The sequence below is a fragment of the Vallitaleaceae bacterium 9-2 genome, assembly GCA_038396585.1.
In the GTDB taxonomy this organism is placed as follows: domain Bacteria; phylum Bacillota; class Clostridia; order Lachnospirales; family Vallitaleaceae; genus UBA1351.
Window position 1 is genome coordinate 2,557,387 of sequence record CP121691.1, and the last position, 16,479, is coordinate 2,573,865.

General features: G+C 37.7%; 14 protein-coding genes. All 14 read right to left on the minus strand.

Translation table 11 applies throughout. The features are described from left to right. Positions 1 to 8: 8 nt before the first annotated feature. The 14 genes from QBE53_11970 to QBE53_12035 all read right to left on the minus strand — a co-directional run bounded on the left by QBE53_11970 (position 9) and on the right by QBE53_12035 (position 16,442). The gene (locus QBE53_11970) at positions 9 to 1,073 is read right to left on the minus strand and encodes a response regulator (protein WZL80520.1); all 1,065 of its coding nucleotides are present in this window, start codon (positions 1,071 to 1,073) and stop codon (positions 9 to 11) included. Between the two features lie 33 nt (positions 1,074 to 1,106). Continuing rightward, positions 1,107 to 2,342 carry a DUF438 domain-containing protein gene (locus QBE53_11975; protein ID WZL80521.1) on the minus strand — a complete coding sequence of 412 codons (1,236 nt, stop codon included), beginning with the start codon at positions 2,340 to 2,342 and terminating at the stop codon, positions 1,107 to 1,109. Between the two features lie 71 nt (positions 2,343 to 2,413). After that, on the minus strand, positions 2,414 to 2,950 hold the full coding sequence (locus QBE53_11980; protein ID WZL80522.1) for a thermonuclease family protein: 537 nt from the start codon (positions 2,948 to 2,950) through the stop codon (positions 2,414 to 2,416). 72 nt (positions 2,951 to 3,022) lie between these two features. Then, positions 3,023 to 5,098, minus strand: a complete 2,076-nt coding sequence (locus QBE53_11985) for a methyl-accepting chemotaxis protein (protein ID WZL80523.1) — start codon at positions 5,096 to 5,098, stop codon at positions 3,023 to 3,025. Between the two features lie 27 nt (positions 5,099 to 5,125). Then, a complete protein-coding gene (gene pstA / locus QBE53_11990; GenBank protein WZL80524.1) occupies positions 5,126 to 6,034 on the minus strand; it encodes a phosphate ABC transporter permease PstA in 909 nt (302 codons plus the stop codon). A 1-nt stretch (position 6,035) separates the two neighbouring features. Continuing rightward, positions 6,036 to 6,950 carry a phosphate ABC transporter permease subunit PstC gene (pstC, locus tag QBE53_11995; protein WZL80525.1) on the minus strand — a complete coding sequence of 305 codons (915 nt, stop codon included), beginning with the start codon at positions 6,948 to 6,950 and terminating at the stop codon, positions 6,036 to 6,038. Between the two features lie 141 nt (positions 6,951 to 7,091). After that, entirely contained in the window at positions 7,092 to 8,093 is a 1,002-nt protein-coding gene (locus tag QBE53_12000) for a PstS family phosphate ABC transporter substrate-binding protein (protein ID WZL83304.1), read from the minus strand. Between the two features lie 186 nt (positions 8,094 to 8,279). Beyond that, positions 8,280 to 9,290: an aspartate--ammonia ligase gene (asnA, locus tag QBE53_12005; protein ID WZL83305.1), complete on the minus strand. Its 1,011-nt coding sequence runs from the start codon at positions 9,288 to 9,290 to the stop codon at positions 8,280 to 8,282. Between the two features lie 40 nt (positions 9,291 to 9,330). Then, positions 9,331 to 11,334 carry a methyl-accepting chemotaxis protein gene (locus QBE53_12010; protein ID WZL80526.1) on the minus strand — a complete coding sequence of 668 codons (2,004 nt, stop codon included), beginning with the start codon at positions 11,332 to 11,334 and terminating at the stop codon, positions 9,331 to 9,333. Positions 11,335 to 11,361: 27 nt separating this feature from the next. Continuing rightward, entirely contained in the window at positions 11,362 to 12,348 is a 987-nt protein-coding gene (locus QBE53_12015; GenBank protein ID WZL80527.1) for a diaminopimelate dehydrogenase, read from the minus strand. 89 nt (positions 12,349 to 12,437) lie between these two features. Beyond that, entirely contained in the window at positions 12,438 to 13,082 is a 645-nt protein-coding gene (locus tag QBE53_12020) for a GTP pyrophosphokinase family protein (GenBank protein ID WZL80528.1), read from the minus strand. A gap of 15 nt (positions 13,083 to 13,097) precedes the next feature. Then, positions 13,098 to 13,979, minus strand: a complete 882-nt coding sequence (locus tag QBE53_12025; GenBank protein WZL80529.1) for a diacylglycerol kinase family lipid kinase — start codon at positions 13,977 to 13,979, stop codon at positions 13,098 to 13,100. Continuing rightward, positions 13,980 to 15,161, minus strand: a complete 1,182-nt coding sequence (locus tag QBE53_12030; GenBank protein WZL80530.1) for a class I SAM-dependent rRNA methyltransferase — start codon at positions 15,159 to 15,161, stop codon at positions 13,980 to 13,982. It abuts the gene before it with no gap. Between the two features lie 39 nt (positions 15,162 to 15,200). Then, positions 15,201 to 16,442: an MFS transporter gene (locus QBE53_12035; protein ID WZL80531.1), complete on the minus strand. Its 1,242-nt coding sequence runs from the start codon at positions 16,440 to 16,442 to the stop codon at positions 15,201 to 15,203. Positions 16,443 to 16,479 lie beyond the last annotated feature (37 nt).

The following is a 16,479-nucleotide window of genomic DNA, read 5'->3' on the forward strand; positions in this document are numbered from 1 at the left end:
CCACCTCATCATTCCATATGATCTTTAATTGCATCCCATAATGTTTCTTCAATATCTGCAAAGATTTCCACTAGATCAGGATCAAAGTGTTTCCCGGCTTCTGCTTGAATCATTTCAATCGCTGTCTCATGGCTAAAGGCTTCCTTATAGACACGTCGACTAATAAGCGCATCATAGACATCTATAATGGCCATTAACCTTCCTGCCAGAGGAATATTATCACCTATTAACCCATAAGGATATCCACTTCCATCAAACTTTTCATGATGTGCGCCCACGACATCCATTGCAGTTTGAATAAATGTTGGTACTCCATTTTTCTCAGGTAGCTCTTTCTTTAATGCATCAACGCCATATATAACGTGTTCTTTCATCAAAGCATATTCTTCAGTTGTTAATTTTCCGGGTTTTAGCAAGATGTGATCTGGAATCCCCACTTTTCCAATATCGTGGAGTGGTGTTGTCATAACAAGTTCTTCAATGCAGTCTTGGGTCATAAGATTGGCGTATTGAGGGAGTGTTTTCATATGATTACACAAAATCCCCATCATTATCTGTGTTCGCGCTGTATGCTTGCTTGATTCAAAATTGCGTATCTCCAACAATCCAACCAAAGCATTAATGGTTATATTTCTGGTAATCACCAGTTCATTCGTACGCTCAGATACCATGGTATCTAAACGTACATTGTCCATTTCCATAAGCGTTTGTGCCTTTTTGAGACGAAGGTGGATATCAATGCGTATCCTTAGTGATTCAATATTTAGCGGCTTTCGTATATAATCGACGGCTCCAAGTTTTAACCCTTTGATTTCATTTTCAATTTCATCCGCATTGGTCAAAATAATGGTACGAACCCCAAGAAATTTTTTATTTTGTTTTAGCGCTGTTAATACCTCAAATCCATTCATTTTGGGCATATTAAGATCTAAAATCATCAAATCAATTGATTGATGATATAAGATTTCCATAGCTTTTTCCCCATCTTCTGCAACGAAAGTCTCATAATCGCTTAGCATATTTTGAATAATTAATCGGTCGGTTATGGAGTCATCAACGATCAGTATTTTCATTTTCTCACCCCTTACTTCTTATTCACAAAGAGACTAAGACATCAGCCGTTTCTCCCCTTTAATATCTTGAATCGGCTTTATGTCCTGTGTAACCTCTAATGTGCCTAAAAACTCTCCCTGTTTACCACGTACTGCATAGTAACGTATCAGTACATACATTTCACCCATTTGGATCCAAAAATCTTCATTATCTTTTTTTCCTGAGCGCAAATCCGCAACAATCTGCTCGACGACATGAACACTTTTGGGGGGATGGCAGTGTTTGACCTCACGCCCAATAATGGTTTTGGGTCGATCAAAAATCCGTTCTTTTCCCTGGGTAAAGTACTTAACTTTATCATCTGCTCCAACAAATGTCATGTCAATAGGTAGCGTGTTAAAGATCGCATTGATTTCTTCAGCGCTCAGACTTCCGGCATCAAAAGGGATATGTCCCACCGGCGCGGGTGTATCCTTGCCATCCTTGGTTGTGGCAGTGGCTTCTTCTTGAGGTCCTCTCCATCTAGACACACTGTTAAGCATGGTAAAACCAATCTCCGCACTGTTTTGCTCAATCGATTGCCATTCTGATGTTTGAAGTGTCTCAAGCGCCATAGGAAAAAGAATGTCTTCTTCCTTAAATATCATCTCGTGAATGTGATGGACTGCACCACGAACAACTTGATTAAGTTCTGCTAGCTGCATTACTTCATGGTCCATGAGTTTTTGAATATTTTTTATGTGTTGGCGAATCTCATCATCAACACCCCACATAACTTGAGGTGGTGCTGTTATATTATATTTTTCTAAATAGGGAAACAATAATTGTTCTTTTCTCGTATAGTGTCGATCAATTGTTTTTAGTTTATCAATGGCACTTCGAAGCAGTTCAGCATGTTGTTCATCATTTGTTTCAGTAAATCGTGATAGATACGGAAGCACTTGTTGTTCAATGAGCATCTCAATCGCACGATTTTCTTTTTTAAATGTATGAATAGGATGCCCTTCATCAAAGTCTTCAATGACAAACCCATCCTCTGCATGAATTTGTTCAATGGATCCTTTAAATACTGATGCATGGACATCACAAAGCTTTTGAATCTGCTCCACAGGTAGACCTTCATTGACTAAGGCCTGTTCCATCTGCGTAATCTCAACTGCTGATATACCATCTGTTAATGCTTCAAACTCCCGCTTTACCTCTTCAACTGTTGCACCTGCATGAAGCTTTCCAATGATTTTTTTTAATTCTTGTTGTCGATACTGTTGATTATTAATAAACTCACTCATATGCTCCCCCTATCTTAAACAGGTTAATTGTCATATGCTTATTTTATCACAACAAAAACTATAAAACAATGTTACTTATATCCCCATATACCTACTTTGTTTTTTTTCGCTTCTTGCTCAAGTTTTTCAAACACTTCTACGTATTTTACATTGGGTGGATATGTCGCAAGTGTTGCATGTCCCTGTTCAAGCAATGTTTTATTGAGCATCTTATCTTCATAATATACATAAGCTAGAACACGTCCATAGCGATCGCGTTCTTGAGCATCGAGTTCAATGCTCACTGTTTTGCCTTCCACCAGCTCTTTGGTAAAGGTACTGGCGATTTCTCCGTAGGGCACATTCTTCTCTGCATTTGGGTGAACTGACTCCGGTGTATCCACACCAATTAAGCGCACACGTTCTTCCACATTATCTATGTTAATAATCAATGTATCTCCATCAACCACCCGTATAACGCTATATTGTTGGTCAAGGGATTGTCCATTATTATCTTGTTGCATAAACTTTGCAATGGTCGTCTCATCAACGCCAAAATAAATAGCAATAATCGCTATAACAAAGCTAATTATTGCTTTTTGTAATTTCTTTTTTTGTGTTGTACTCATAATAATCCTCTCCATTTGTTTAATATTGAGAGCTTATTGTATCATACTTTCTTTGAATAGACTACTGTATTCCTATGAAGATAAAACAAATTGATCGGCTATCTCTTGCAAGCCTTTAGAGAGTTGATTCAAATGCATACTTGATTGAGTAATGTCTTCAAGCATCTGCCTTTGCTGTTGCACCGCCTTAGACATACTGGTTGTTCCTTCTTGATTCTTTACACTGATCTCTACAAGAACTTGTACGCCTTTTTCCATTTCTTGAATACGAGCATTAATTTTTTGCCGCGAATCATGTAATGTTGTCACGTGATTTTTGGCATGGTTTATCGCTGATTCTATATCCATATATGCTGTTTTTGTGTTCTTGACGCTTGTTACTTGCTGCTGATTGATTGTTCGCAGCTCTTTTATCTCATGCTCCACGGCATGGGTATCTGCACTTAATTGTTCGATAATTTGATTAATATCTCGACTATATGCCGTTGATTGTTCCGCCAATTGACGGATTTCATCTGCAACTACCGCAAAACCTTTACCATGTTCTCCGGCTCTTGCCGCTTCAATGGAAGCATTTAGACTTAATAGATTTGTGCGTTTGGCAATCTCCGTAATTAAGCTACTCGCCTTGGCTATATTTTCAAAACTCTTATGCGAATGCACTATACTGGTATATAGACGTTGGCTTGTATCTTTTGCTTGGATATTTACATATGTATTTTCCTCAACCACTCGCATCCCTTCATCAACACTTGTGTTTGCCTCTATGATTTTTTGGACAATGGTTGCCAATTGATTAGAATCATTGTGTATCAGTGTATTAAGTTTAACCATTTCTGTAAAGCTATTTTCCGCATTTTCTTTTTGAACACAAGACCCTTCATCAATCGTGTTGACTTCTCCAACAATTTGCTCAGACGATAACAATGATGTGTAAATATTTTGATGCACTTCATCTGCTGTATGGCGTACATCCTTTGAGAACTCTTGTAGGTTTCCCATTATCTTTTTTAGATTATCTCGAATCGTTATGACGGATTGTTCTAATTGCCCGATTTCATCCAATCGCTGTTTGGTTTGATCAAACTCAACGTTTAAATTAAAATCCGCCAATTGATGCATCTGCCGTGTTACCGTTTGAATCGGGCGACTAATACTTAATGCTATTGCTGTCGCAATACACAGAGCAATGGCTAAAAGAGCAATTGAAAAGCTAATGATGCGTTTTAGCATTTGAGTAACCGATGCAAAAATCTCTTCGACATCCATCTCGACAATTAATCCTGTCGGTGCATTTCCAAGAGAAATAATTTGCATGGTTCCATAGACTTGTTCTCCTGACATTTTTTCATATTGTTGTGAATAAATATAATCTACTTGTTTATCTGTAATCCACTTCGTAATATGTTCCCCAGATGTTTTTTCTAACGTCTCTACATCTTCGGTATTCGTCAAGATACTTCCATCCATATCCACAATATATGCATTGGCACTATTTCCCAACTGTTCAATCCCTTTAACGACAATTTGATGAATGGCCTCCTGGTTTAATACGATATTAATCGTTCCTATAACTTCCCTTGGATTTGAATCTGATTCAAAGATTGGTGTTGCCAATACGAGAATGTCTTCTTGAATAAAGCTATTATAAAAAAAATCCGACCAAGTCTGTTTTCCTGCCATCGCCTGTTCTTTATAGTCTCCAATCGCCACAAGCGGTGCCAGGTCCAAAGGATTATAATTATGGCTATATACAATTTCTCCGTACTTATTGGTCACAAAAACATCGGTATAGCCATAACGTTTAATAGGAATCGAAAAAAAATCTTCAAATGCTTTTTGAATCTGACTAATCTCTGTATTATTGAGCATAAACGTATTTAAACGTTCAAGATTTTTTACAACAATCTGAGAATTTGCCAAGATATCTGCATCCCCTTTACGGACAGATAGGTAATCTTGAATACGATCATTGGTCAATGTTGTGAACATCTGTTGATTCAATCGTATTTCATTTTGAATCGTTTGTGTTGATGCATAGGTAGCATAGCTACTGATAACAAGGATGGGAATTATTGAAATAAGTACCATCATTATAAGTAATTTATATAGTATCCCCATGTCTTTAAACTTATAAGTATAGCGCATGTCTCTCCTCCAAAAATTTTTTATCTTTTAATATCTATTTTGGAATTTATTTCGAATAATAATCGCAAGTGAATTCATAAAAAATAAAGTTAATAACAAAACAACACTCGTTGCTGCTGCAAGGTTTGCATATTCCTTTGTAAGAACCGTGTCAAGTGTCCAATAATAAATCTGAATCGGCAACGCAGTAAAGTCGTCCATAATAGATGTCGGTGTCTTTAATATCAATGTCGGTATCCCCAAAACAACTAATGGTGCCGTCTCACCAATGGCACGTGACAATGACAAGATGGACCCGGTCATAATCCCGGGCAACGCCGCAGGTAAAACCACCTTGCGAACGGTTGTCCATTTTGTAGCTCCAAGAGCATACGATGCCTCACGCATACTATTTGGAACTGCTCGAAGAGCTTCTTGGCTGGATACAACAATAATAGGAAGGACTAATAAGGACATCGTCAAGCCTCCTGCAAGTACACTCGAGCCTAGGTTCAATAACCGTCCAAATACCGTTAATCCTAAAAGTCCAAAAATTACAGAAGGTACACCCGACAGATTTGAAATATTGGTATTAATTAGGTTACGTACAAATCCTTTTTTTGAATATTCTTCCATGTAAATAGCCGTTCCCAATCCCAAGAACAAGGTAACCGGTGCAACGACGGTCATCAGCAACAAGGTTCCTATAATAACACTTTTTATCCCTGCTCGTTCAGCCCTTATGGATAATTTTCCTGTCAAAAAATCCCAATCCAGCCACCCAATACTTTGACTGACCACTTGATATACCAAAATCCCAAGCACAATGAGCGCAAAGATAATCGTCAAAAGGAAAGCTTTTCGTGCAATCTGGTCTAGCATCACACGTCGTCGCATTCGCGCTTGCATTTGTTCATTTGTAACTAGTTTTCGCATTCCATGTTGTATATCGCTCATATTAATATTCCTTTCGATATTTTTTGATAATAAATCTTGCCAACATGTTCATAAGCAACGTAAATATAAACAAGAGCAACCCTACTGCATATAAACTATAGTAGCCTGTTGTTCCACTCCCTGCATCACCACTGGTAAATTCAACGATATATGCCGTCATCGTCTGCATGGGTTGCGTTACATCCAATGTAAAGTTTTTTGCACTACCACTTGCAATTGTTACAATCATCGTCTCGCCGATAGCCCTTGATATAGCAAGAACAAAGGATGCTATGATTCCTGACATAGCAGCAGGTACTATAACCTTAACTGCCGCCTCTAAGCGTGTTGAGCCCATTCCAATCGCCGCTTCTCGAATTCCACTAGGGACTGCACTCATGGCATCTTCAGATAAAGATGTTACAATAGGTATAATCATAATCCCCATAACAATTCCGGGACTCAAGGCATTTTTAGAACCTAGGCTAGGAATTAGCCGCATCAGTAATGGTGTCACGAAAGAATACGCAAAAAAACCATACACAATGGTTGGAATTCCCGCTAGCAATTCAATAATAGGTTTTAAAACTTTTCGCATGTTTGTTGAGGCAAACTCACTTAGATAAATAGCTGCAGATAAGCCAACAGGAACGGCTACAATCATTGCAATCGCTGAAGTGACTATTGTTCCCATAATCAGTGGCAAGAATCCAAATCGAGGATTCTTGGCATTTAGTGGAGCAAGTTCTGTGCTAAAAACTTCACGAAGTGGAACTGCCGCAAAAAAATGGGATGCATCTACAATAAGTGTCACTACAATTCCTATGGTTGTTACTATGGAAATTGATGCAATTATTAATAAAATTATTGGAACCAAACGGTCCCCCCATCGCGATTGTCCTTTTTTTATACTTTTTGGTCGAACGATATCAGACATCAAAACACTCCATTCTTCTCTTAATAATTCTTTATTTTTACACTCCTAAGCGAATAGTAGAAAAGTTCCTTTTGGCATTAGACAAGACGAGAGAATGTTCTCTCGCCTAAATGCTCATCAAATCCCTTAACTTGTGGACTATTATTTAATCCCATCCAACTGCGCTTGATATTGTTCATATACTGAGTCCGGCATTGGTGCAAAGCCATTTTCTCCAGCTAGACGTTTTGCACCTTCTGGTGATACGACATACTTTGCAAAGTCAAGTACTTGAGGTTTTTCTTTTGCATATTGAACATTCAAATAGGTAAATACCGGTCGGGTAAATCCTGCATATGCAAGGTCTTCTCCAATTGTATCAACCGCTGGTTCAACCGGTCCATTCCCAAAATCTATATTCACTGCTGATAATTTATCTGTATTGGACACATAGTATCCATATCCAAAAAAGGCAATGGCATTTACATCATTTGATACAAGATCAACAAGGGTTGAGTATTCTTGTTGTAGATTTGCCGTAGCAACCATATCTTGCTCGTCTAATAAGTTTTCATAGAAAAACTCATATGTTCCATGGTTTTCATTGGGTCCATAGAATTTAATCTCTTGTGCCGGCCATTCTCCACGTATATCTGACCAAAGTACAACATCATCTTCTGCATAGTGCCCTGAGATATACATATTTAAGACTTCATCTTTTGTCATTTCTGTTGCCCAATCATTATCTTTGTTAATAACCATTGTCAAGCCATCATACGCAAGCTTAAACTCATATACATCGTCTCCGAAAGTTAACCCATTTGCTTCAAGTTCTTCAACTTCTGTATCTTTGATTTTTCGAGACGCATCTGAAAAGTCTGTCTCGCCAGGAATAAATTTTTTAAATCCTGCACTTGAACCTGCCCGTCCAACTTGTACACTTACATCTTCTTGTTCATTAATCATATATTCTTCAGCAATATGTGCCATCAACGGATAAACTGTTCCTGAACCATCTACAATAACAGCCCCTTCTAATGCTTGTGTTTGCGCTGTTGTTGAATCATCTTTGTCTGAAGTTGCTCCACCTGAATCTTGGGTTGATGCTTCATCATTTGTTTTTTGCTGTTCATCTTGTCCACATCCTGCAACCGCAATCATCATGACTAAAACCAATACGAATGCTAATATTTTTTTTCTCACTTTTTGTTCCTCCCTAAATCTGTTTTTTAAGTACAAGAACACTATACCACCGGAACGTAAAAACCATATCATTCATATGTAAAGTCTGTGTAAAGAAAAAAGAAGTGTTCTTAGGAACACTTCTTAGGTATTATATTATATTGCTTCTTATAGCAAATGAATATTAAATTCTTTGCATTTTTCAATCATCACGTTCGGCCAAATTGACGACTGTACTTCTCCAATATGTGCTTTTTGAAGGAAAAACATACATAGACGCGACTGTCCAATTCCTCCTCCCATTGTATAAGGGAGTTCACCATCAAGTAGCGCTTTGTGGAAAGGAAGCTCTTGACGGTCTAGACAATTGGCTTTTTCTAATTGGTCATATAATGCTTTTTCATCCACTCGAATCCCCATGGAAGACAGCTCAATGGATCGGTCAAGCAATGGATACCAAAAAATAATATCTCCATTTAGAGACCAGTCATCATAGTCTGGTGCTCGTCCATCATGGGGCTTTCCTGAATGGAGTTTATCCCCAATTTCCATAAGAAAAATTGCCTTATGTTCTTTTGCAGCAATATCTTCTCGCTCTTTTGGTGTTTTATCCGGATACTTATCTTCCAGTTCCTGTGTAGTAATAAATGTAATGTCTTCCGGTAAAAAAGGCTCAACCATAGGATAGATATTCGCGATATAATCTTGTGTATCTTTAAATACTTGGTAAAGAGTTTTTACTGTTTCCTTTAAGGTTTGTTGGGTCCTTTGGCTTGGTAATATTGTCTTCTCCCAGTCCCATTGATCAACATAAATGGAATGAAGATTGTCCACATCTTCATCACGTCGAATTGCATTCATATCCGTGTAAAGACCTTCACCCACTTCAAATTCATATGTCTTTAGTGCCATACGCTTCCATTTTGCCAACGAATGGACGATTTCTACACGCCCATTGTTAATCGCTTTCATTTCAAATGACACCGGGCGCTCGACACCATTGAGGTTATCATTCATCCCTGTTTCCGGTAGAATAAAAAGTGGTGCAGATACTCTTGATAAACTCAAATATTTTGCTAAGGTTTGTTCAAAATAATCTTTAATTTGCTTAATTGCTTTTTCAGTTTCCTTTACCGTTAGTAATGCATTATATTGTTCCGGTAAAAGTAAATTTTCCAATATTTTTTTCATCTATTTGCAACCTTTCTTTCCAATAAACCTATATGCTAAATCGCTTAATCAATTCCATAAGGTCTTGTGCCATTTGCGATAGCTCATTGCTCGCATTAGATATTTCTTCTGCTGATGCTGTTTGTTCTTCAATGGAAGCGGATGCTTCTTGGGTCGCGGCCGCATTTTGTTGAGCTGACGCCGACAACTCATCCACATTGACAAGGACTTTGTCTTTGCTGCGTTCAATAATTTCACTTGCTTGACTCAATCGATGTACCAGTTCTTCCGATTGCGAGGTACCTTTGGCTATTTGTTCAAATGCATTTTTTGTCGAATGAACATTTTTTTCTTGCTGTTTGGCTATTGTCGTCGACTCATCGACTTTCTCAACGGCTTTAAGGGTGCTCATCTGCAATTGTTTTAACATTTCATCGATGATGAGTGTTGTACTTCGTGATTGCTCAGCTAATTGGCGTATTTCATCTGCAACAACCGCAAACCCTCTTCCATGTTCACCTGCACGTGCCGCTTCTATTGATGCATTAAGTGCCAATAGATTCGTCTGATCTGCAATCGCTGTAATTAAGTTACTGGCTTCACTGATCTTATCTGAGCTTTCATTGGTTTGAACAATACTCGTATGCACAATTTCTGATACTTCTGAATTTTTCTTTGTTGTCTGGTCCAATGCGTCAATAAGGGTTAAGCCTTCATTGACTTGCATGTTTATACTTCTTGATATGTTTAGTAATTCTTCATTTCGCACATGGTTTTTTTGAATTTCTTCACTTAATTGTGCGAGCGATACGGAGGCTTCTTGAGTATGTTCTGCTTGCTGATTAGCCCCCCCTGCAATCTCACCCACCGTTTGTGCTACTTCTTCTGAGGCTGTTGCCGATTGTTCTGATGTTGCTGTTAACTCTTGAGATGTTGCTGAAACCCTACTGGCTGCGTCATTAACGTTTAAGAGCAGTTCGCGGATACTTTCTGACATTGTCATCAGCGCTTGTGTCATGAGTCCTATTTCATCTTTTCGGTATATGATTCTTGAAAATTGTTGCCGATCTAATTCAGTAAAGTCTAATTGTTCTTGTCGCTTGACAATCTCTGTCAACTGAACGATTGGCTTTGCAATGGCCTTACCTGTAAACCATGTTAGTCCAAACCCGATGATCATCGCAATCGCCACAACAAGAAGCATGACTTGCATAAGGTCATTAACACTTTTTAGTACTTCATTGGCTTGTGCTGCATTAACTAAAGTCCATTGCGTCCCTTCAATAGGCATATAGGCATTGTACAATTTTTGCCCATTAAAGGAATAATTGCTAATGCCCTTTTTTTCTGCCAAAATCATCTTAAACTCTTCAGCTAAAGGTATTAATGAAGGATCCTCAAGAGACGCATTAATCGGGTCAAACTGATTCATCACATATTCACGATTATGATGAGCAATCACTATCCCCTCTTGATTAATAATATATGCATAGCCATTTTCTCCATATCCCATGCCATCTGTAATTTCAAAAAGAGCATTACCGTCTCTTCTGGCAATCAATACCCCCAAAATTTTACCGTCCTTTTCAATTGGAACAGCAAACATAAGTACCGCTGAATTCGTCACGCGGCTAATTAAGACATCGGATACATTTCTTTCTCCACTTAGCGCCTTTTGTATATACTCTCGGTCAGATAAATCCGCTTCTTTATCCTCTAATATGTATTGAGCAATACCATCGCTTCCAACAATTCCAAAATCTAAAAATCCTAATCGTTCAACATCGTTTTTCAAATTTGCTCTTTGGATTTGAATATTCATTGTCTGAACATTTTCACGGTTTGCAAGCTCTTGAAGAATTCTTAATTGTGTGTCAAGGCTATCTTCCACATCTTTTGCCCCTGTAGTGGATAATGTGGCAAGGGCTTTTTCTACCTCACTCACCATGGCTTGACGACTCATAATTATCGATAATGAACCTAATGCTACACAAACGAATACAAAAAACAAACCAAAACGCAATATAATTGCTCGTGTAATTCCACTCTTCATCCTTATGTCCTTATCCTCTCTCCGGAATTACAGCATACGCTTTCTAAGATCTTGTGCACTTGATGGCGACAAATACCCTGGTGCAATATCAAACACTGTTTTGCAACCAAATTGTTTTTCTTGACTTAGGCGATATGCTGCTCTAGCATAAGCAACCAGTACACTGGCTGTAAATTCCGGGTTTGAATCTAGCTTTAGACTATATTCTATGACATGTCCATGTTCTTTATCCAGTCCGGTCTTACCTGTACGAATAACAAACCCTCCATGAGGTATGCCTGCATGATCAGATGCCAGCTCTTCTTCTGTAATAAAATGTACGATGGTATCATAATCTGCAAAATAGTTTGGCATTTCTTTGATTTCTTTTTCAATGCGTGCAGTATCCGCACCTTCTTCAGCTACAATAAAACACTCGCGTAAATGTTTTTCACGGGTGCTAAACTCCGGGTTGCTGCCACGACGAACAGCTTCCAATGCTTTTTCTACCGGGATGGTATATTGCTTACCATTTTTTACACCCTCAACGCGACGAATCGCATCAGAATGCCCTTGGCTAACACCTTTTCCCCAAAAAGTGTATTCTTTGCCTTCAGGTAAAATAGCTTCAGCATATAAACGGTTTAACGAAAACATTCCCGGGTCCCAACCTACGGAAATAATAGCCACTTTTTCCTCTTCTTTTGCACATGCATCAACGGCTTCAAAGTGCTCAGGTATCTTTGCATGTGTATCAAAACTATCGACTACATTAAATAGTTTTGCAAGTTCCGGGGTTTGTTGTGGCAAATCTTTGGCACTTCCTCCACAGAGTATCGCAACATCAATGTCATCTTTCATTGATGCCAATGCATCCATGGAATACGCTTTGATTCCATCTGTTGCAACATCAACATTACTTGGGTCACGTCTTGAAAAAACACCTATAAGCTCCATGTCTTCATTTTGACGTATTGCGCTTTCAACGCCGCGTCCTAAGTTCCCATACCCTACGATTCCAATTCTAATTGACATATGTGTTTACTCCTTTTTTATAGTATTTTTGCAAGTTATCATTGACATACTTTCTAATTATAACAAACAAGTCGTTTTCATGTCAAAGCTTAGTTTTCCTTATTTTCCTCATTGATAACGCGATATATATCTTGCATTTCTTCATCCAATGCTGCAAGATTTATTGCACAACGCTGCAAGCGGTGATATAAATTATTTGAAACCGGACTTTCTTTCTTATATTTCAACTTATGCTCTAAACTTGCCCAAAAATCCATCGCAATCGTTCTTATTTGTACTTCAACGCGAACAAGTTCTGTAGACTCATATAAAAATATAGGAATGGCAATAATCAAATGTAGACTTCGATATCCATTTTCTTTTGGATTTGATATATAATCTCTTTGTTCAATATAGGTTATGTCATCTTGATTAACTAAAAATTTGGCGATGCTTTCGACATCATCTTTATAGTTGCAGATAACACGCACTCCTGCAACATCCGATAAATTATTGACAATAGAGTCAATCGAGATCTCAAGGTCTTTCTTTTGAAGCTTCTTGACAATACTTTCAACGGATTTTAAACGTGATTCAATATGATGAATCGGATTGTGGTCATACTTGACTCTAAATTCTTCATCCAGTATCTCTAGTTTGGTTCGAATCTCTTTGATTGCAGCTTGATAGAGCTGCTGTTGAATGGAAAATCCTTTTTTTATCTTCGCAAATTCTTCGATAGGTCCAAATTCCATAGCGTCCTCCTTCTATCATAATACGAGAATGGTTAATGCATTTTCTTTAATAGTAACATCCAATTGGTCGTTCCATATAATCTCACCATCTATGTTAATCGGCAAAGAATCTTGGCTTTTAATCGTCAATGATTTTCCCCGATACATTTGTACTTGCTTGATTTTTTCATGTGTTCCGTGAATATACTTTGGCAATAAAAACGGAACTCTTATCTTAGACACACGCTCTATTACACAAAAATCAAGATATCCATCATCAAATACCGCTTTGGGTGAAGGCTTCATCCCTCCTCCATAATACTTGGCGTTTGCCAAGGATATGAGTAAGACTTCTTTTTGCTTAAGCGCCTTACCATCCACTTGTATATTTACAGGATATACTTTAAGTTTCAATATTGTTGCAAAGACACTTATAAGATAGGCAAGTTCTGCACTAAACATCGGCAATCGCTTATACTTTTTCGCATTATGAACAATTTCAGCATCAAATCCCACTGATGCTATATTAATATAGTGGCGTCCATTAAGTACACCAACATCGATTGTTCTTCGGTTACCTTCACGGTATTGATCCAACAAGACCTTGGGATCTCGAATGGATGTAATGCTTTTGATAAAATCATTGCCTGAACCACACGGAATAATTCCAACAATCGTTTCTTTTGAATATTGTGATAACATCACCCCATGGACAACTTCATTTAATGTCCCATCGCCTCCAAGAGAATAGATGATGGTATCTGGTCCTGCATTTTCTTTTGCCAGTTCAATAGCATGCCCAAGATATTGGGTCTGATGAATCTGGGGATTTTCAAAGAGTTCTTCAATATATGGTAGCAACTCTTTTGCCTTGCCTTTTCCGGCTTTTGTATTAACAATAAAAACATGTTTTTTCATTTACTTTCCCTTTTCAATAAATGCGACTTTTAGATAATTACCTTCTGGATACATCGAATGCACACAAAAATCATTTGGTAATGTGAATTCTTCCCGGATTCTATAGGTCTTTGATGTTTCTCTAAATGCTGCTTCAATAAATTTCTTGAATTTTTTCATGTCAAATCCACTATGATTGGTCGATGCAACAATCATGCCGCCTGGTTTTGTGATTGCAATAGCATCTACTAAGAGCTCCACATAATTGGACGCTGCACTAAATGTCTTTTTTTTGGATCTAGCAAAACTCGGTGGATCTAAGATCACGACATCGAATTGCATTTTTTTTCGTTTTGCATATTTGAAATACTTAAAAACATCTTCAACAATAATTGTCTGTGACTCTGGGTCAATTCCATTGATTCTAAATTGTTCCTCAGTTTTAACTAAACTTCGGTTCGCAAGGTCTACGCTTGTTGTGTGTGCTTGGCCCAATGCCGCGAAAATTGAGAATGCCCCTGTATATGAAAATGTATTTAATACACTTTTTTGTTTGGCATACTGTTTTAACAGCGTTTTACGGACTTCTCTTTGATCAAGAAAAAAACCAACCATAGGACCTTCATCTAAATATACAGCAAACTTCACATCATTTTCTTTGACGATAAGTGGCTCCGGGGCTTTTTCCCCCAGAACATAGTCCTGTGTATTTTGCATTTGCTCTGCTGTTTTAAAACGCTTTTTTTCGTATATTCCACGCATATTCGGCATGCTTTCTAGCGCTTTGACAACCAACGCCTTAAACTGATATGCCCCGATACTATACCAATGAATCAGATAAAATCCATCATAATAATCAATCGTTATCCCACCTATACCATCACCTTCACCATTGAAAATACGATATGCATTGGTTTTTTCCAAATCAAACATGCGCTTTCTTTTTTGATCTGCTTTTTCTATAGCCGTCTTAAAAAAGACCTCGTCAATGGGCTCTTGGGGATTTTTTGTAAGCATCCATCCCTGACCTTTGTTTTGTATTCCATAATACCCTCGTCCAAGGAATTGTCCTTGTTCATCAAATAATTCAAGAAGGGTTCCTTCAGTTATTGTTGACGGCTGATGAACAAACGCTTTTTTTTCAATGAGCGGATATCCTTGTTTATATTTACTTGCATATGAATTCTTAATCGTAATTTTCATTTTTTTCCTCACTGTCTCTAAAATCCGACATTCCTCTCTTTAATATAACTTTGGAAATGTCTTTTGATCCAAATAATAATTATAAGCTATTAATCCTACTGTAATAACGCCTACTCCAGCTATGGATGCAAAGGCTACTGAATAATTTGTAGCCTCTAAGATCCAGCCGATAATTACACGCCCTATTCCCGCACCTACAAACCGGGTAATGTTGGCATAGCTATGTATTCGTCCTCGATGGGACGAGGGTACCCGACGTGACATAAACGGCGAGGACCCAAGCATATTGACAATCTCTCCAATAGTAAAGATGAACATCATGATAAAAAATACTTGATAGGTTGGTTGATTACAAATTATTAAAAAACTAAGCCCAATACACAATTGTCCAATAAAAATTTTGGGAATCTCACGTAAGCGCCAAATACTATAGGTAATGATTGGCGTAAAGAAAATAACGACAAAAGCGTTAAAACTCGACAAAAACCCAAAATATTTTGATCCTAAATCCTTCCCAAACAAATCTGTCATATACATAGGCAATGTAAATGTCCACTGATCATATATAAATGAAGCCAATAAATAGATAATTAGCTGCATTAAAATGGATGGGCGTTTCATAAGTATGTTTAGGCTACTTTCTGAAGCGTGCATCCCAAGTTCATACTCATTTTGCTCTTCCTCATCCATCTCACTTACATGAATAACCTTAACAAATACAATAATAAGAATCGTGGATGATATGGTCGTTAATCCATCCAGTAAAAAGGCAAGATTTAAAAAGTTTGCAAAAAGCAATCCTCCAATGGTCGCACCAAACATATAACCAAGGTTGTGCCCTAAATACATCAGCGAATACACTTTTTCTCGGTCTTTTGGCTTTATCACATCAATAACCAACGCATCAAATGCAGGTCCTTCAATATTGGCAAATAATCCTGCCAGTATAAAGAAGACAATCATCCATGTCCCCGGCTCAATAAAAGCACAGAGAATGAAGAAAAATACAGAGATACAATCAAAAATTATGATTAGTTTTTTTCGATTAAATCGGTCCGCTAGTTTGCCCCCCAAAATATTTGCCGGCAAGAATAAAAAGCCGACCACAAGAAAAATGTAGGATATGGTTGTCGGCGAATAACCAATTTTATCCTTTAAAATCAATGTTAACAGCGGCCATATAAACGCCCCCATATTTGTAATCATACGTCCGATAAAAAGAACATATGCCGACTTTGATAGCCCTCGATACTGTGAAAATACTTCAATAAACTTTTTCATCCCGTTTTTCCTTATATTCTATTTTTATTTTTTAATT